We start from the raw sequence: 16,504 nt of genomic DNA on the forward strand, positions 1-16,504 counted from the left end.
TTCGCATCGCTTGCTCCTTGCCCGGTCGCTCGCGTCGTCCTCTCGAACATGAGAACGACGATCGCATGGCAACGTCCTGGCCTGATACGTCATGTTCGTTTCCCGGTGACGCGAGTCAGTGGCGGAGAAGCGGGAAAACCACGAGTCCGATGACGGCGGCCGCCGTCACGATCACCGGTTCCTGGAGCTTCTTGAAGCGCCACAGCAGCAGCACGGTCGTGACGGCGAGCAGTGCGGTCGGGACGTCGACGATCGATCGCTTCGCGATGACGAGGACGGAGCCCGTGATCGCGCCGACTGCCGCAGCCGTAATGCCATCGACGAATGCCTTGACGCCTGGACGGTGCCCATACTTCTTCACGTAGGGCGCGGGAATGACCGTGAACAGGTAACACGGCAGGAATGTGCCGAGTGCGGCGACGCATGCGCCAGGCAGGCCCGCTACGAGGTACCCGATGAAGCCGACGGTGATCACGACCGGGCCGGGCGTGATCATCGCGACCGCGACGGCATCCACGAACTGCTTGTCGTTCAGCCAGTGATGTTCGGTAACGACGCCGCCATAGAGGAACGGCACGATCGCGAGTCCGGAGCCGAACACGAACGCGCCGGCCTTCATGAAGAAGGCACCGATCTGGACCAGCTGCGGCAGGTCGATGCCACTCAATAGCCCGCTGGCTGCCGGCAAGTTGGCGGCGGCAACCGCATTCAGCCCGCCCCGCTGCAGCCACTTGGGCGGCGCGCGCCACAGCCAGCCGATCAGGCCTGCTGCAACGAAAAGCCATGCGATTTCCGATTCCGTGATGAAGGTCACGGCAGCCAGCGTCAGGAAGATCGCCCAGAGGAGCTTGTCGTTGCCGACGGTCTTGGTCGTGAGCTTGTAAGCGCTCATCGCGATGATGCCGACCACCGCGGCACCGACGCCGTAGAAGACGGCCTGCATCCACGACAGCCCGCCAAAATGCGCGTACGCGAACCCGAGCGCGAGCACCATCAGGAACGACGGCAGCACGAACGCGATACCGACGAGTGTCGCCCCGAGAAGGCGGTAGTGGACGAACCCGAGATAGATCGCGAGCTGGGCCGCCATCGGCCCCGGTGCGAGCTGGGCCAGCGTGAGCCCTTCCTTGTAGTCGGCCTCGGTTATCCAGCCGCGTCGCTCGACCAGGTCGCGACGCATATAGCCTGCGAGCGCGACCGGTCCGCCGAAACCGAACGTACCGAGACGCAACATGTAGGCGACCAGCTCGCCAAGCGAGTAGGTCGGTTCGGTCGTGGCGATGGTCGTCGTCATGATTTGGCCGGGGTTTCGCTCTTGCCGTCCGATGTGAAGTGCGCATACAGGGAGTCGAGTACGGCGCCCATCTGCTCGAGCAACTGATCGTCGTTCTCCGTCCGTTGGCGCGTGCCGGCCATCACGGCCTCGAAGCCCACTGCTTCAGGCGCGGCGGAACCGCCCACGTCGAGCGCATGCACGATCTCGCCGAGACGCATCAGGGCCGGGTCCTTGTCGAGTCCGAAGCTGGCCAGCAGAACTTCGAATGTCACGCGCTCGCCCACGTGCGTAAAAGTCGCGCCGTCGAAATCGAAGCCCAGCGCGTCAGCCGGGCAATCCGCCGGCGACGCGAGCCAGATGAAGCGCGCTTGCGCGTCGATGAACCGGCGGATCAGCCACGCACTGGCGACGCGATCGACCCACATCCGCTGTCGAGTCGCCCAGGCGCGGCCCTGGTACTCGCCGATCGCGAGCGGACGAATGACGCGGTCCGCGGCATGCGGCTCGCCCGGCGACAGCACCGTGTCGACCAGCGCACCGAAATCCTGCAGGGCGACTTCGGCGCGGGTGGCCGAATCGCCCGGGAAATAGTCGATCGCCCGGATGGCGTCGAGATCCTTGCGCGCGCGACGCAACAGGCGAGTGAGTTCGGCGGCTGATTGCCCGTCAAGCGTCTTGCGCACGTCGGCGAGCGCGCGTGTGAAGGTCGCGTAATCGTCGGCCCGGTCGAACAGCGCCCGGAATTCCTGTTCCTGGGACCGGTCGAGGCTCGGTGCGCGCAACAGGTGAGCTGCGCCGCCGCTCTCGGCAATCGCGCCCGCGAGTTCGCGCAGCGTCTCTTCATGCGCTTCGGTGTGGGGCAGCAGGTAAACGCCGTCGCGCAGCACCGCACAGCCTTTCGCCTTGAGCGCGCGCCAGAACCGCATGCGGGCCGTCGCGTTTTCCGTCGGAAGGGTCAGAACAAGCAGCGACCATGTAGAAATGGATTTCATGTAGCGAAGTCTACGTCTCAGTTGCTGTTTCTACAAAATTTATTTGAACGATCGCGTGTAGTCCCGCATGCCCTCCCGGCAGGTAGACAGGGTGTGACAGGTAGCCGCTCGCACGAGGCGCGCCAGGAAAGCGCTGCGCCTCGCTCGGGTGAGCGTGGGATGGGTGATCGCGTAATGGGGAACGAGGTGGACGACGCCCGGGTGCTTCGGGCCGGATTTCGGTCCGGCGGAACGATCTACGGCGTCACGACAAGTGCCGTATGCATCCCCGCTTCATAGCGGCCCGGCTTGTTGCAGATCAGCGCGTCGTGGCCCCGGCGTGAGCTTGAATGACATGCGCTTGCGCTTGCCGGGCGCGATATCTTCCGCTTCCCCGATTGTTTTCAGGGGGTGCTCCATCACCTGTCCTTTGCCGACAGGGAGCGCATCGTCGGGGGAGATCTGTCCTGAAGACGACGAACTCGTGGTTCGTTGCGGTCATGCACCGGATTGTCGACGGGCATCGCGTCGTCCGCCGAGTTGCCTTTCCTGCCGATCTGCCCGAGCTTGAAACGGCCGTCCTGTCGGTTGACCGGGCCGGGTTACGCGCCGTCACGCACAGCCGTCACGAGCGGCATCATCGCCGGCCCGATGGACGCGAGCAGGCGCTCTTTCGATACCCCGTCGCGGGATTGAACGGAAATGCCGTGCAACTGCGTCGCATAGAAATCGGCCAGCGCCTTGATGTCGGTGCCTCGCGCGAGCTGCCCCTGCTCGGCCGCGAGCTGCAAGCGTTCGGCGATCGATTGCGTGCGTGCGCGCCGGTGGGCGGCCAGCCATTCCATGACACCTTCGTTTTCGGCCGAGTAGTTGGTCGCGGCGGACACCACCATGCAGCCGTGCGGCTGGCCGCGCCTGGTATAAGCGGCGACGGCATCGCGCAGCATCCGTTCGACGGCCGCGCGGACATCGGTTTCCTCGCCGAGCGCACGATCGGCGAAGCCGCCTTCGCCTTGCTCGTAGAGTGCCACGGCCTCGTGGAACAGGGCTTCCTTGCTGCCGAACGCGGCATAGATGCGCGCTGACGCGATGCCCATCGCTTCGACCAGGTCGGACATCGACGTGCCTTCGTAGCCGCGCCGCCAGAACGCAAGCATCGCGCGTTTCAGCGCCATGTCGCGATCAAATTCTCTCGGTCGTCCCGCCATATCCCTTTCGCCCGTCGTCACATCGTGCACGGATTTTATCGCGCGCCGTGTTGACACGCGCCGTTCCCGCACTCTATTCTTTGTCAATCGACAAACAATTGGAATCGATCATGCGTACTCTCAAGGGCCCCAGTCTTCATCTCGCGCAGTTCGCCGACGATGCGGCGCCGTTCGACAGCCTGCCGAATATCGCGCAGTGGGCGGCCGGCGTCGGCTTCAAGGCGCTGCAGATTCCCGCGTGGGACGGTCGGCTGTTCGACGTGGAGACCGCCGCGGACAGTCAGGCCTATTGCGATGACATGAAGGGCATGCTGGCCGAACATGGGCTGGAGATCAGCGAACTGACCACGCATATCTTCGGGCAGCTGGTTGCCGTGCATCCGGCGTACGACGCCATGTGCGACAACTTCGCGCCCGAGGCCGTGCGCGGCAACCCGGCCGCGCGCACCGCGTGGGCGCTGGATCGGCTCGAGCTGGCGGCACGGGCTTCACGCCGCCTGGGGCTGACCGACATGGGCACCTTTTCGGGCTCGTTCGCGTGGCCTTACCTGTTTCCGTTCCCGCAACGGCCCGCCGGCCTGATCGAGACGGCCTTCGACGAACTGGCGCGTCGCTGGCGGCCGATTCTCGACGCCTGCGACGAAAACGGCGTCAACCTCTGCTATGAGATTCACCCCAGCGAAGACCTGCACGACGGCGTCAGTTTCGAGCGCTTCCATGCGCTGGTCGGCCAGCACGCGCGCTGCAAGATGCTGTTCGATCCCAGCCATTTCGTGCTGCAGCAACTGGACTATCTGGCGTACATCGACATCTACCGCGACCACATCCGCATGTTCCATGTGAAGGACGCGGAGTTCCTGCCTTCGGGACGCCAGGGCATCTACGGCGGCTACAGTTCGTGGCTGGAGCGCGCCGGCCGTTTCCGTTCGCTTGGCGACGGTCAGGTCGACTTCAAGGCGATTTTTTCGAAATTTGCTCAGTACGACTACACAGGATGGGCCACCCTCGAATGGGAGTGCTGCCTGAAGAATCAGGAGGACGGCGCGCGCGAAGGCGTCGCGTTCATCAATGACCACATCATCCGGGTGACGGAGCGCATCTTCGACGATTTCGCCGGTGCCGCGGTCGATCAACGGCAAATCCACGACATGCTCGGCATCGCTTGAGCCGTTTCCCCCCCCCACTGCCAGGAATCATCGATATGTCCGCTCAACTTCAGTCGTCGTCTGCCGACGCTCAAGGCTTTGCTCACCAATACGTACGCATCGACGGCCAGCGTATCCATTGCGTCACGGCCGGCGCCGGTACCCCGGTCCTGCTGATTCCGGGATGGCCGCAAACCTGGTACGCGTGGCGTCACGTGATGCAGGCGCTCGCCGCGCGCGGCTTCATGGCCGTCGCGGTCGATCCGCCAGGTACCGGCTATTCCGATCGGCCGCATGCGGGTTACGACACGGGGCACACGGCGGCGACGTTGCATCGCGTGATGGCGCAGCTCGGCTTCGATGTTTACCAGGTGGCCGGCCACGATGTCGGCATGTGGGTGGCCTATGCGCTGGCGAGCGACCGGCCCGACGCCGTGAAGTCGCTGGCGCTCACGGAGGCGGTGATCCCCGGGCTGGCGCCCGCGCCGTCGATCTTCGCCCCGCCGGAAGAAAACATCTTCCTGTGGCATTTCATGTTCAACCAGCTGGCCGACCTGCCCGAGACGCTGATTGCGGGCCGTGAGCGGGCGTATCTGGAGTTCATGTTCAACCGCTGGTCGTTCCGGCGCGATCGTGTGGCCGTCGATGTGTATATCGATGCCTATGCGGCACCGGGCGGCTTGCGCGGCGGCTTCTCCTATTACCGTGCGATTCCGGAGACGATCCGGCAGAACCAGGCGCGGGCGCAGCGCAAGCTGACGATGCCGGTGCTCGCCATCGGTGCCGAACATGCCACCGGCGATGCGCCGCTGGTTACGATGCGCGGCAACGCGACCGATCTGCAGGGCGCGGTGGTCCAGGCTTGCGGCCACTTCATCATGGAAGAGGCCCCCGACGCATTCATCGGCCATCTGCTGCCTTTCCTGGAGCGGAGCCGCTGAACATGCCGATCGACACCGACATCGCATCGCTGCTGGAGCGACTGGCCGTGACCGAGGCGCCCGCGTCGCTGGACGCGTTGCGACGGGCGACCGATACGACACTGCGGGGCTGGCATGGACCGCTGGAAGCGGTCGACCATACGGAAACCTTCGCGGTGCCCACGCGCGACGGGCAGCCGATTCGCGTGCGGGCTTATTGGCCATCGGTCGCTTCGGAAAGCGTGGCACGCCGGCCGGCGCTCGTTTATGCACACGGCGGCGGGTGGTGCCTCGGCACGCTCGAGCTATACGACAATCCATGCCGCGCGCTGGCCAACGCGACGCAATGCGTCGTGCTGTCTGTCGATTACCGGCTTGCGCCGGAGCACCGGTTTCCGGTGCCGCTGGAGGATTTCTGCGATGCGCTGGACTGGGTGGCGCGCGAGGCGGCCGGCCTGGGGCTGGACCCGGCGCGCATCGCCGTCGGCGGTGACAGTGCGGGAGGAAACCTTGCGGCGGCTGCCTGTCTGGTCGCACGTGGGTGGGGCGGCCCGTCGATCGCGCATCAGCTGTTGCTGTATCCGCCGCTGGATGCGTCGATGAGCACGACGTCCTATCGGACTTGCGGGCAGGGCTACTACCTGACGCAAGATGTCATGCGGTATTGCTTCGACATGTACCTGACCGATCCGGCCGACGGCGGGTCACCCTGCGTGTCGCCGCTGCAGGCGGCTTCGCTCGAGGGTTTGCCACCGGCCACGTTGCTGGCCTGCGAGTACGATCCGGTGCGCGACGACGCGCACGCGTATGCGGAGCGATTGCGGGAGGCCGGCGTGGCGGCCGATTTCGTCGTGCTGCCGGGGATGATCCATGCGTGCATCCATATGGCCGGCGTGACGTCGGCAGCCCGCCAGGTGTTCGACGTGGCCGGCGCGCAGATGCGCAGGGCTTTCCAGCGGTGAGCGTATGCCGAAGGGGGCGGCGCGAGCTGCGTGGAGGGTTGTAGGGTTCGGCGGCCGTGCGATATCGGGAATAGCCGAGCGATTTCCGTGGTTTCGACGGATTGCCTGTTTGATCGGTCACACGGCTCCCGTATTGAGGGCCGACAGCAGGTTGACCAGATTCTTCGCATGAACGCGCTTTTCGTCACGACTACGACCACCACCACGACCGCCAATGGCGGGCCGGGAGGAGGTTGCGCGTCGTAGGCCGGTGTGTCGAACCCACCCCAAGCCCCGCCGGAAACGGACGGGGCTTTTTTCATGCTCCGTTCATGGAGCGCCATCTGGACGCGAGCAGCGTCGCCAGCGTGCCGGGCAACTTCATCGGCAGCGCAGCCGCACGCTGGACGGTGCTCGCGCCGGGATGGGGCATGTTCATGGTGATCGCACTGACCGGCCTGCTCGCTTTCCGCAGCCGGTGGCCACAATAGCCATCAATGCAGTCGACCAGCGCGAGCTACCTGCGCCTCCGAACCCGCGCCTTCACACACTTGAACCAAAGCCGCATCGCACCGACCCCGCCCGCCACCGGAACTCGCGGCAACAGGAACGCATCGTCGGACGCCCCGGCGCAACCGCGCCGGGTCGTCGTCGCGTTGCGGTAGCCGGCGGCGGCGACCTGGTCGCGCACGCGCGGGTCGAGATCGCCGTACGGGTAGCAGAACGATTCGACAGGCTGGCCGCTCAACGCTTCGAGCCGCCGCTTCGATTCGATGATCTGGACTTCCGACACGTGGGCCGGCACGTGCGACAGCGCGACGTGATCGAGCGTGTGCGAGCCGATTTCGTGGCCGCGATCGCGCCAAGCGAGCATGTCCGCGCTCGTCATGAGTGGCGAGCGCGCCGTATCGGCACCCGCATCCCAGTCGTTCTCGCCGCCGAACCGGCCGGCGACGAAGTAGCAGGTCGCGGTGAAGCCGAGCTCGTCCAGCACGGGCATCGCATGCGTGAGCACGTTGAGAAAGCCGTCGTCGAACGAAATGCCGAAGACCTTCCCGCTGCGCTCGCCGCGCAGGTACGGCTGCAGTTCGCGCACGCTCAGGCCGCGGTAGCCGAGCCGCCTGAACAGCGTCATCTGGCGGCGGAACGCGTCGGGGGCGACGCTCAGGCTGCGCAGCCGGTCGGACGGCGGCGGCAGCGTGCGGATCTGGTGATACATCAGGATCGGGTAGCGCGTGGCGGACAGCAGCATGAGCGGGTCGCGGGAACGGGGAATTACGCGGCCTTGCGGAAAATCCGCAAGGTCTTGAAGTCGCCGACTTCGGTGAAATCGGCATTCGCCGCCCATTGCTCGATGATCGGCTCGGCCTTCCGGTATGCCGACGAGCCCTTGTAGAACAGCAGGTGGCCGTCGCGCGCGGTATGGCGTGCGAACAGGTCGAGCACTTCGGCGTCGGTCTTCGCGCCGTAGCGGCTGTTCGTTTCGTCGCGGAATTCGCACAGATGGAACAGCGTGACGACGTCGAACGCCGGCAGCAGGTCCGTATTGCTCGTGTATATGTCGCCGAAATAGGCCAGGTAGGTCTTGCTCACCTCCGGTTGCCGCGTGACGAGATCGACGTACGACTTGTATTCCTTCGGCGACGCCGTCACGCCGAAGACGGTGTTGTTCAGGTGCGGCCGGGCGCATTCCACGCCGACGTGGTGGTGGCCGCCGGTGCCGAAGTGATAGATGCGGATGCCGTTGAGACGAGCGGATTCCAGCCATTCGACGAAGTGCACGTCGCACGGGCACTCCTGCGTGCGCAGGTCCCAGTACTTCTTCCAGATGTTCATTGCCATTAAACGGACCTCATGGATGTCACCCAACGATAGGGGTTGTGCCGAATCGATTTCTGATAGACGGACAACGTCGCATCGACGAACCGGTCGAACGAGAACTCGCGCTTGCCCTTCAGCCGCGCGCTGCGTCCCATCGCCCGCACGCACGCGGGCTCGCGCACGATTGCGCGCAGGATGGCCTCGATCGCCTCGGGCTCGCGCGGCGGGACGACCCAGCCGTCCACGCCCGGCTCGACGTTCTCGGGCAGCCCGCCCACGCGCGTCACGATCGCGGGGCAGCCGAGCGACATCGCCTCGCGGCACGCATACGACAGGCTCTCGTGGTACGACAGCACGAACGACACGTCGATGATCGAGAACGGCGCGCGCACATCGTCGAGACGCCCGGTGAAAGCGGTGCGCGACGCCATGTGGTGCCGCTCGATCTGCTCGCGTTGCTCGCCGGACGGTTCCGCGCCGACCAGCAGCACGCGAAACCGCTCGCGCTCGTGTTCGGGCAGGCGGCCCAGCGCCGCGATCAGGTCCATCCAGCCTTTCTCGGGCGCGGTGCCGGCGCTGCTGCCCAGCACGATCGCATCCGCGCCGGACGGCCCGAACAGCGCGATCTTGCGGCGGCGGATTTCGTCGGCGGCCAGCTGTTCCGCGGCCTGCCGGCGCACGCCGTGCTTGACGACCGTGACGTTGCCGTACGGCGACCGGAGCGCGAGCATGCTCGCCACGTAGTCGCTGACCGCGATGGTGTGGTCGGTTGCCAGCCGGGCGCGCAGCACGTTGCCGAAGCTGTCGGCGCGATAGGTGTTGTGCTTGGTGAGCACGACCGCGGGCCGGTACCGGCAGCCGAGCAGCGCGAGCATCACCTGCCGGTGATCGGCGGACCCGTTGACGTGGATGATGTCGAAGCGCTCGGCGCGGATCCGCTGGCGCAGCCGGACGATTTCCTGGCACAGCCGGTTCCAGCGCGGCTTGAATTCCATGTCGAAGATGGCCACGTCGGGACTGTCCTTCAGCAGTCGCGACAAGCGGCTGCCTTCCGGCGACGCGACGGTCACGCGATGGTGCCGGCTCATCGCGGCGGCGAGGTCGCGGACGTAGGTGTCCTGGCCGCCGCCGTAGTCGCCGTGGAAGTTGGTATACAGAATGTTCATCACGATGCTGCCTTTCCTCGATCATTCATTTGGCAGGACTGCTGAGAAAATGAATGCCTCAACGTGTTGAAAGCAATGACTCGAACCCGGTTCCGCATTGCCGATGCGTGATTGCGCACCGATGCCCGGACGGGCGCCGCGAAACGTTTCGAAATATTACAGACGCATTACGTGCCGTAGTGTCGAGGTCTGCGCATCTTTGTGAGGATGTGTCGCGATCGATTGCAGTGTCGTCACATCGTGCGATGCCGCGGTGGGGGAGGGGGAATTCCGGCGCGAACGGTGGCGTGGCCCGATTACCCTCGCCGACCGGGTCGGAAAAACAGGCCCGAAGCGAGCGGGAAGCAATCAGGAAGCAGGCAGGATCGCGACAAAACCCGATTTTTCGACGACATCCGGACGCAAATCAAGCCGGCAGACTTTCAGATTTGAAAGCCAGGGGGCCATTTGCGTTAGAATGCCCCCCCTGTCCGCCATGGCGACCGCCAAAGGCGGACTCGTCGCACCCAGAGAGACGTGGGTTTCGATTCGTAGCCGGGCGCGAAAGTTAGCCAGCCGTTAGCAACATACGCTTTGTGATTTGGATTGCTAATGAAGAAGAAGCACAACATCACCAAGTACATCGTTGTCGCGATGATTCTTGGTATCGCCGTGGGTTACGCCTGCCATAGCGCATTTCCCGACCCGGCCATGGCGAAGGAAGTCGCCGGGTACGTGTCGTTGCTGTCCGACGTGTTCCTGCGCCTGATCAAGATGATCATCGCGCCGCTGGTATTTGCGACGCTGACCGTCGGCATCGCGCAGATGGGCGACGGCAGCGCGGTAGGCCGCGTCGGCGTCAAGGCGTTCGGCTGGTTCTTCATCGCTTCGTTTACGTCGTTGCTGCTCGGCCTGCTGACCGCAACGATCCTGCAACCGGGCAGCCACCTGAGCCTGCCGCTGCCGGCATCCGATGCAGCCCTCAACCTGAAGACGGGCGCCTTCACGCTGAAGGATTTCGTGGTCCACCTGGTGCCGAAGTCGATCGCGGAAGCGATGGCGAACAACGAAATCCTGCAGATCGTCATCTTCTCGATCTTCTTCGGCACCGCGCTGTCGGCGCTCGGCGAATCGGGCAAGCGCCTGACCGGCGTGATCGACGATCTCGCGCAGGTGATGCTGAAGGTCACGGGCGCCGTGATGTGGTTCGCGCCGGTCGCGGTGTTCGCGGCGCTGGCGTCGACGATCACCACCCAGGGGCTCGGCATCCTGCTCACGTTCGCGAAGTTCATGGCGAGCTTCTACCTGGCACTGGCGCTGCTGTGGGGCGTGCTGACGCTCGCCGGCGTGACGTTCCTCGGCAAGCGCGCGTTCACGCTGATCCGGCTGATCCGCGAGCCGTTCCTGCTGTCGTTCGCGACGGCGAGTTCCGAGGCCGCCTATCCGAAGCTGCTGGATGCGCTCGACCGCTTCGGCGTGAACCGCAAGATCTCGAGCTTCGTGCTGCCGATCGGCTATTCGTTCAACCTCGACGGCTCGATGATGTACTGCACGTTCGCGGTGCTGTTCATCGCGCAGGTGTACGGCATCCATCTGCCGCTGGGCACGCAGATCACGATGCTGCTGATGCTGATGGTCACGTCGAAGGGGATGGCGGGCGTGCCGCGCGCGTCGCTGGTCGTGATCGCGGCGACGCTCAACCAGTTCAACATGCCCGAAGCCGGGTTGCTGCTGATCATGGGCGTCGACATGTTCCTCGACATGGGGCGCTCGGCCACCAACGCCGTCGGCAACTCGATCGCGGCTGCCGTGGTCGCGAAGTGGGAGGGGCAGCTCGACGCCCCGCGCGACGACAACGATCCGGACAACGGACGCGTCATGAAGGTGAAGGTGCCGGAGACCTCGGCATCGGCTTGATGCGTGGCAGTGCGGCAGTGCAGCAGTGCGGCGTTAGTGGCGCGTTGCCTGCCCCGCGGCAACGGACGATCGCCGGCCTGGATTCGCAATGGATTCAGGCCGGCGATTTGTCGGGTGCAATGAATCCGCATTGAATGCCGTGGCTTTTTTCCCGATTCTCCGAAACAGGCACTCGCCGTTTCAATCGATCGTCGCTGAACCGGCGGCGATATTCCCGCAGGCACGAGCCTGAATTTCCCGATCCCCGATTCGACGCGCAAGTGACCATTCACTGTCGCGCAGTCACGCTTGCCGTCGGCGCGCGGGGGCGCCACGGGCGATGCCGTCGAAGCCGTTCCCGCGAAAAGCGCAATGACGCGCGCGATCCGCAATTTTTTTCGATTTATATAACGCTATTCTCGCGCTGCGCATGATCGAACGCATGCCGTACGTAATACCGACTGCGCCGGATGCTTCAGCGGAAGAATTGACGTATTGCGGCTTTCAAGCCATCCGGCCGGCCCTTCATATGAGTGTTCGCACCATTCAGGAGTGCATCCGTCATGGTCGCCAGACAACGGTTTCAGGCCGCGCTGCTCGCCGCGGCGATCGCCGCGATTACCCCGCCCGTTCACGCACGCAACACCACCGACTGGCTGGCGAACACGTACGGCACGCTCGCGGCCCACGTCGGCAACGTCGCGCGTGCGATGTGGGTCGCGCCTGAAGGCGTGATCTATACGGCGTCGATGTGGGACGAGGACGAAGGCGGTGTCGCGATTTACCAGAACGGCAAGAGCGTCGGCTCGATCGGCACGCATTCGGAGTTCCAGGGCAGCGCGATCACGGGCAACGCGACGTCGCTGTTCGTCGCGCTGCAGCCCGGCAAGACATACGGCAGCGGCGCGGTGGGGCGCTACAACCGCGCGACGAAGTATCGCGACCGCGTAATCCAGGTCAGCGCGGCCACCAACCAGCCGCGCATCGACGTCGTCACCGGGCTCGCGACGGCCGGCTCGCTGCTTTATGCGAGCGACTTCTACGGCAATCGCGTGCGCGTGTTCACCACCGACGGCGTGTGGCAGCGGGATATCGGCGTATCGGAGCCGGGCGCGCTCGCGCTGGACGCAGCGGGCAACGTGTGGGTGGCGCAGAAGCGCGCAGGCTCGATCGTCGGCTTCAGCCCGGCCGGTGCGCTGCTGAACACGATCCGGATGCCGTCCGGGTCGCAGCCGTCGGCGCTGTATTTCGATGCGGCGGCCGGGCAGCTGCTGGTGGGCGACGAAGGCCCGGACCAGAACATCAAGCGCTATACGGTGTCGGGCCGGCCCGCGCTGGCCGGCACCTTCGGCGTGCGCGGGGGCTATCTCGACACGACGACGGGCATCAAGGGGCAGGTCGGTGCGCAGCGCTTCACGCGCATCGTCGGGATCGGCAAGGACACCGGCGGCAATCTCTACGTGCTCAACAATCCCTGGGGCGGCAGCTGGGATCTCGGCCGCAACGGCGCAACCGACATTCATGCTTACAGCAGCACCGGCAACCTGCGGTGGACGCTGCAGTCGCTGAACTTCGAAGGCATCGCCGCGCCGGACCCGGTCACGGACGGTGCGCTGTTCTACGGCGGCACGCACGTGTACGGCGGCAGCGCGGGCGGCAGGTTCATCGCGAACACGGTCGATCCGTTCACGTACCCGGCCGATCCGCGCATTGACATGAACGACACGCAGCGCGACGAGCATTTCGGTCTGCTCACGTCGGTGGGCGCGAACCGGATTCTCGTCGCGGCCGGCCAGAACCCGCCGGTCTTCTACTTCTTCCACTTCAACGCGGCGAACGGCTATGTCGCGATTCCGGACGGCTCGATCCCGGGCCCCGCGTTCAACACGACGCGGCGCGTGACGGGCGGCTTCAGCGTCGACAGCAAGGGCGGCGTGTGGGCTGGTCTCGACAAGACCGGCGCGATTACCCACTATCCGCTGACCGGCTTCGACGCGAGCGGCAAGCCGTCGTGGGGGCCGGGTGTCGCGACCCGCGTGCCCGACAGCATCCAGCCGCTCACGCGCATCGTCTATCTCGCGGACAGCGACACGATGGTGCTCGCGCAAGGCGCGATCGGGACCAACGACTGGACGTCGATCGGCACGCGCATCGAGGTGTATCACGGCTGGAGCGCGGGCAATACGACGAAGCCGGACCCGGTGATCACGCTGCCGCACAGCGGCGCGAAATCGATCGACGCGGTGGGCAACCATCTGTTCGTCGGCTACTGGTTCAGCAGCAGCGGGCCGCTGTGGCCGAACGTCGACGCGTTCAACCTGACGACCGGCAATCTCGACACGACGCTGGTCAACGCGAGCCCCGCGACCGTGGATACCAGCAGCGCGATCGATGCGATGTACAGCATTCGCGCATACCGCCGCTCGAACGGCGAGTACGTGGTGATGAAGAACAACGTGAAAGGCAACAGCATCACCGTGTACCGGTGGACGCCTTGATCAACGCGGGGCCGCCTCGACCGGCGGCCGGGCTCGCGAACGCCTCATCGTATTCGTCGCGATTTCGCCGGATTTCCACCGCGTATCCACGCAATTTCCACATCACGCGTTCGTAATGAGCGGCGTGCGCAACGCGCGCCTCACCGCCCGCCGGGCGGCCGTTCCAAACCTCACGACGCGGAAAAGCGGTTCCGGGCACAATGACAGCGGCACCGGCAGGCACTGCGCGTGCCCACGACGATGAACCGGATCGACTGACGGGTTGCGCCGGCGCATTGCAGCGCCGGTGAACTCGCGCGGCATGCCCCATGCCGCGTTTTTTATGCCGAAGTGACGAAACAATGAAGATGAAAACGACACCGAACCGCCTGTTTCTGATCGCCGCACTGGCCGGCGCGATGAGCGGCCCAGTCCACGCAGAGACGCCGGCGGCCGCCGCGACCGTTGCGACGGTCAACGGCACGCCGATCACGCAGGCCGACGTCGACACGTTGCTGCGCGCGTCCGGGCAACCCGACTCGCCGCAGGTCCGCCAGGCGATCAAGAATCAGCTGATTACGCGCGTGCTGGTCCAGCAGGCCGCCGAGAAGGCGAACTACGCCGACAAGCCCGAGGTCAAGGCGGCGGTGCAGCAGGCGAAGGCGAATGCTGAAGTGCAGCTTTACCTGCGCGACAACGTGAAGCCCGAGCCGGTGACCGACGAGCAGGTCAAGGCGCGCTACGACGAGCTCGTGGCCTCGCTCGGCAAGAACGAGTACAAGCCGCGCCTGATCATCGTCCAGGATCCGGTGACGGCCGCGACGGTGCTGAGCGAGCTGAAGGCGGGCAAGTCTTTCGACGGGCTGGCGCGCCAGTACAGCATCGCGCCGAGCCGCGACAGCGGCGGCGAGTTGCCGTGGGTGAGCTTCCACACGCCGGCGGCGGAAGGCAAGACGTCCGGCTTGCCGCTGCCGGTCGCGCAGGCGCTCGAGAAACTGACGGTCGGCGCCGCGACGAAGGATTCGATCCCGGTCGACGGCGTGCGGGCGATCGTGAAGCTGGATGCGAAGCGGCCGACGCAGGTGCCGGGTTTCGCGACCGCGAAGCCGGCGCTGCAGCAGCAATTGCAGGCGGCCGCCGTGGAGAAGGCGAGCGCGCAGATGATCGGCAACCTGCTGAAGGACGCGAAGATCACGCAGTAACGCGGCGACGTCGAAACGCCGGGCGTCACGCGCGCCAGATCATGCTCGCGCTCGTGTCGGTTGCCGACGCGACGCGAAAGCCGAGCCGTTCGTAGAGCCGCCGCGCCGGGTTGCCGTGCAGCACGCTGAGCGATACCGGCACGTGCGCGCGCGCCGCGTCGGCCAGCAATGCGTTCAGCACGGCTTCGCCGATGCCCCGGCCCTGGTGATCGGGGAGGATCTGGATCTGGTGAACGTGCCACTCGTCGGCGGCGCGTGTCACCTTCAGCAAGCCGATTGCGTCGTCGGCGTCGCAGACGATCATCGCATCGTCGAAGTTCGCGCGAATGCGCCGGTCGTGCGCTTCGTCGTCGGTTGGCGCGCCGACGCGCTGCAGGTGCACGGTCATCGTGAGCCGACGCAGGGTCAGCAGGAACGGCAGGTCGGCGGCGCATGCCGGGCGCAGGCGGATTGCGTGTGTCATCGTGCGGACTCGTACGTTCGTTCGGGACGGGAGCGCCGACGGAAAGGTCGAACCCCGCAGCGCATCATCCGCGATGGCGGGAAGCCGGTCAAAGGGCGCAACGCCGAGCCCGGCGCGCATGCGTGGCCGATCATCCTGCGCGCCGGCCCGAGTGCGGGTGCACATCGGCGAGATTGGCGATCAGCGTGTCGATCACGACGCGCTTCAGGCTCACGAGCGCCGAAGGCGCATCGCCTCCGCCCGCATGGAGGCACACGTCGACGGACGGCAGCGGCGGCAGGCCGTCGCGCTCGCCGAGCTGCCGCAGCGCCGGCGGCACACCCGCCATCGTTCTCGATGTAATGCCCAGGCCGCCGGCGACGCCGGCCCACAGGCTTTGCAGGCTGCCGGTCGTGTAGGCGAGCCGCCACGGGATGCCGGCCTTGTCGAGCGCGTCGGTACCCGCCTTGCGGAACAGGCACGGCGGCTTGTACAGCGCAAGATCGAGCGGTGCGCCGGCACGCGGACGCACGTCGATGCCTTGCGGCCCGATCCACGCCATCGGCAGCGTGACCAGGTGTTCGGCGTCGGCGCGATGCCCGCGCCCCATCGCGAGCACGATGTCGAGTTCGCCGCCATCGAGCCGGTCGAGCAACGCGCCGTTGCCGTCGACGACGATGTCGACGCGCACGCCCGGATGCGTGCGCTTGAACCGGCCGAGCGCGACGGGCAGCCACGCTTCGGCGAAATCGCCGGGCAGCCCGAATCGCACGGCCCCGTCGATCGCCGCGCCGCGGATCGCGCCGACCGCCTCGTCGTTCAGTTCGAGGATGCGGCGCGCATAGGACAGCATCAGCTCGCCGGCTTCGGTCGGCACGAGGCCGCGCCCCTGGCGGCGAAACAGCGGCTGGCCGATCTGCGTTTCGAGCTTGCGCATCTGCTGGCTGACCGCCGACTGCGAGCGGCCGATCCGGTCGGCGGCGCGGTTGAGGCTGCCGAGCCGATCCGCGGCAATCAGCGTGCGCAGCGCATCCATGTCGAGATTCGGAAGCGTCATGAT

At 65.9% G+C, this 16,504-nt stretch carries 15 protein-coding genes and 1 pseudogene; 7 read left to right on the plus strand and 9 right to left on the minus strand.

The features are described 5' to 3' along the window. Window positions 1–115 precede the first annotated feature (115 nt). From APZ15_RS25565 to APZ15_RS25575, 4 genes and pseudogenes are all read right to left on the minus strand, one after another. On the minus strand, window positions 116–1,294 hold the full coding sequence (locus APZ15_RS25565; protein ID WP_027790079.1) for a chromate transporter: 1,179 nt from the start codon (window positions 1,292–1,294) through the stop codon (window positions 116–118). Continuing rightward, on the minus strand, window positions 1,291–2,268 hold the full coding sequence (locus tag APZ15_RS25570) for a chromate resistance protein ChrB domain-containing protein (protein WP_027790078.1): 978 nt from the start codon (window positions 2,266–2,268) through the stop codon (window positions 1,291–1,293). The genes APZ15_RS25565 and APZ15_RS25570 overlap by 4 nt, the downstream gene beginning before the upstream one ends. A 236-nt stretch (window positions 2,269–2,504) precedes the next feature. After that, a pseudogene (locus APZ15_RS39840) lies at window positions 2,505–2,734 on the minus strand (hypothetical protein); the annotation flags it as partial. Window positions 2,735–2,849: 115 nt separating this feature from the next. Further along, complete coding sequence (locus APZ15_RS25575; protein ID WP_027790077.1) at window positions 2,850–3,455, minus strand: TetR/AcrR family transcriptional regulator; 606 nt, start codon at window positions 3,453–3,455, stop codon at window positions 2,850–2,852. A 110-nt stretch (window positions 3,456–3,565) separates the two neighbouring features. On the opposite strand from APZ15_RS25575, the gene APZ15_RS25580 reads away from it, so the two are divergent. From APZ15_RS25580 to APZ15_RS41150, 4 genes are all read left to right on the plus strand, one after another. Beyond that, window positions 3,566–4,621, plus strand: a complete 1,056-nt coding sequence (locus APZ15_RS25580) for a sugar phosphate isomerase/epimerase family protein (protein ID WP_027790076.1) — start codon at window positions 3,566–3,568, stop codon at window positions 4,619–4,621. 35 nt (window positions 4,622–4,656) lie between these two features. Beyond that, complete coding sequence (locus tag APZ15_RS25585; protein ID WP_027790075.1) at window positions 4,657–5,541, plus strand: alpha/beta fold hydrolase; 885 nt, start codon at window positions 4,657–4,659, stop codon at window positions 5,539–5,541. A 2-nt stretch (window positions 5,542–5,543) separates the two neighbouring features. Continuing rightward, window positions 5,544–6,482: an alpha/beta hydrolase gene (locus tag APZ15_RS25590; protein WP_027790074.1), complete on the plus strand. Its 939-nt coding sequence runs from the start codon at window positions 5,544–5,546 to the stop codon at window positions 6,480–6,482. Between the two features lie 311 nt (window positions 6,483–6,793). After that, a complete protein-coding gene (locus APZ15_RS41150) occupies window positions 6,794–6,952 on the plus strand; it encodes a hypothetical protein (protein ID WP_155253140.1) in 159 nt (52 codons plus the stop codon). Window positions 6,953–6,978: 26 nt separating this feature from the next. Here the strand turns inward: APZ15_RS41150 and APZ15_RS25595 are convergent, their stop codons facing one another. The 3 genes from APZ15_RS25595 to APZ15_RS25605 are packed head-to-tail and all read right to left on the minus strand — an operon-like array spanning window position 6,979 to window position 9,448. Next, window positions 6,979–7,713: a polysaccharide deacetylase family protein gene (locus APZ15_RS25595; protein WP_027790073.1), complete on the minus strand. Its 735-nt coding sequence runs from the start codon at window positions 7,711–7,713 to the stop codon at window positions 6,979–6,981. A 23-nt stretch (window positions 7,714–7,736) separates the two neighbouring features. Further along, on the minus strand, window positions 7,737–8,303 hold the full coding sequence (locus tag APZ15_RS25600; RefSeq protein ID WP_226113248.1) for a hypothetical protein: 567 nt from the start codon (window positions 8,301–8,303) through the stop codon (window positions 7,737–7,739). Next, window positions 8,303–9,448 (minus strand): glycosyltransferase, encoded by a 1,146-nt coding sequence (locus tag APZ15_RS25605; protein WP_027790071.1) that lies wholly within the window; start codon window positions 9,446–9,448, stop codon window positions 8,303–8,305. The genes APZ15_RS25600 and APZ15_RS25605 overlap by 1 nt, the downstream gene beginning before the upstream one ends. 591 nt (window positions 9,449–10,039) lie before the next feature. Between APZ15_RS25605 and APZ15_RS25610 the strand changes: the two genes are divergently transcribed. The 3 genes from APZ15_RS25610 (at window position 10,040) to APZ15_RS25620 (ending at window position 15,002) form a co-directional block, all read left to right on the plus strand. After that, window positions 10,040–11,344, plus strand: coding sequence for a dicarboxylate/amino acid:cation symporter (locus tag APZ15_RS25610; RefSeq protein ID WP_027790070.1), 1,305 nt, complete (start codon window positions 10,040–10,042; stop codon window positions 11,342–11,344). Between the two features lie 542 nt (window positions 11,345–11,886). Beyond that, window positions 11,887–13,821, plus strand: a complete 1,935-nt coding sequence (locus APZ15_RS25615; RefSeq protein ID WP_027790069.1) for an SMP-30/gluconolactonase/LRE family protein — start codon at window positions 11,887–11,889, stop codon at window positions 13,819–13,821. Window positions 13,822–14,162: 341 nt separating this feature from the next. Beyond that, on the plus strand, window positions 14,163–15,002 hold the full coding sequence (locus APZ15_RS25620) for a peptidylprolyl isomerase (protein ID WP_027790068.1): 840 nt from the start codon (window positions 14,163–14,165) through the stop codon (window positions 15,000–15,002). A gap of 25 nt (window positions 15,003–15,027) precedes the next feature. On the opposite strand, the gene APZ15_RS25625 is transcribed toward APZ15_RS25620, so the two are convergent. Continuing rightward, complete coding sequence (locus tag APZ15_RS25625; protein WP_027790067.1) at window positions 15,028–15,465, minus strand: GNAT family N-acetyltransferase; 438 nt, start codon at window positions 15,463–15,465, stop codon at window positions 15,028–15,030. Between the two features lie 130 nt (window positions 15,466–15,595). After that, window positions 15,596–16,501: a LysR substrate-binding domain-containing protein gene (locus APZ15_RS25630; RefSeq protein ID WP_034195988.1), complete on the minus strand. Its 906-nt coding sequence runs from the start codon at window positions 16,499–16,501 to the stop codon at window positions 15,596–15,598. Window positions 16,502–16,504: the final 3 nt, after the last annotated feature.

Source organism: Burkholderia cepacia ATCC 25416, from assembly GCF_001411495.1.
Lineage (GTDB): Bacteria > Pseudomonadota > Gammaproteobacteria > Burkholderiales > Burkholderiaceae > Burkholderia > Burkholderia cepacia.

Coding starts and splice junctions, on each gene's coding strand:
- APZ15_RS25600 (WP_226113248.1), bottom strand. CDS start 8,303: ATGGCAATGAACATCTGGAAGAAGTACTGGGACCTGCGCACGCAGGAG.
- APZ15_RS25630 (WP_034195988.1), bottom strand. CDS start 16,501: ATGACGCTTCCGAATCTCGACATGGATGCGCTGCGCACGCTGATTGCC.
- APZ15_RS25585 (WP_027790075.1), top strand. CDS start 4,657: ATGTCCGCTCAACTTCAGTCGTCGTCTGCCGACGCTCAAGGCTTTGCT.
- APZ15_RS25570 (WP_027790078.1), bottom strand. CDS start 2,268: ATGAAATCCATTTCTACATGGTCGCTGCTTGTTCTGACCCTTCCGACG.
- APZ15_RS41150 (WP_155253140.1), top strand. CDS start 6,794: ATGGAGCGCCATCTGGACGCGAGCAGCGTCGCCAGCGTGCCGGGCAAC.
- APZ15_RS25620 (WP_027790068.1), top strand. CDS start 14,163: ATGAAGATGAAAACGACACCGAACCGCCTGTTTCTGATCGCCGCACTG.
- APZ15_RS25610 (WP_027790070.1), top strand. CDS start 10,040: ATGAAGAAGAAGCACAACATCACCAAGTACATCGTTGTCGCGATGATT.
- APZ15_RS25625 (WP_027790067.1), bottom strand. CDS start 15,465: ATGACACACGCAATCCGCCTGCGCCCGGCATGCGCCGCCGACCTGCCG.
- APZ15_RS25565 (WP_027790079.1), bottom strand. CDS start 1,294: ATGACGACGACCATCGCCACGACCGAACCGACCTACTCGCTTGGCGAG.
- APZ15_RS25575 (WP_027790077.1), bottom strand. CDS start 3,455: ATGGCGGGACGACCGAGAGAATTTGATCGCGACATGGCGCTGAAACGC.
- APZ15_RS25615 (WP_027790069.1), top strand. CDS start 11,887: ATGGTCGCCAGACAACGGTTTCAGGCCGCGCTGCTCGCCGCGGCGATC.
- APZ15_RS25590 (WP_027790074.1), top strand. CDS start 5,544: ATGCCGATCGACACCGACATCGCATCGCTGCTGGAGCGACTGGCCGTG.
- APZ15_RS25595 (WP_027790073.1), bottom strand. CDS start 7,713: ATGCTGCTGTCCGCCACGCGCTACCCGATCCTGATGTATCACCAGATC.
- APZ15_RS25580 (WP_027790076.1), top strand. CDS start 3,566: ATGCGTACTCTCAAGGGCCCCAGTCTTCATCTCGCGCAGTTCGCCGAC.
- APZ15_RS25605 (WP_027790071.1), bottom strand. CDS start 9,448: ATGAACATTCTGTATACCAACTTCCACGGCGACTACGGCGGCGGCCAG.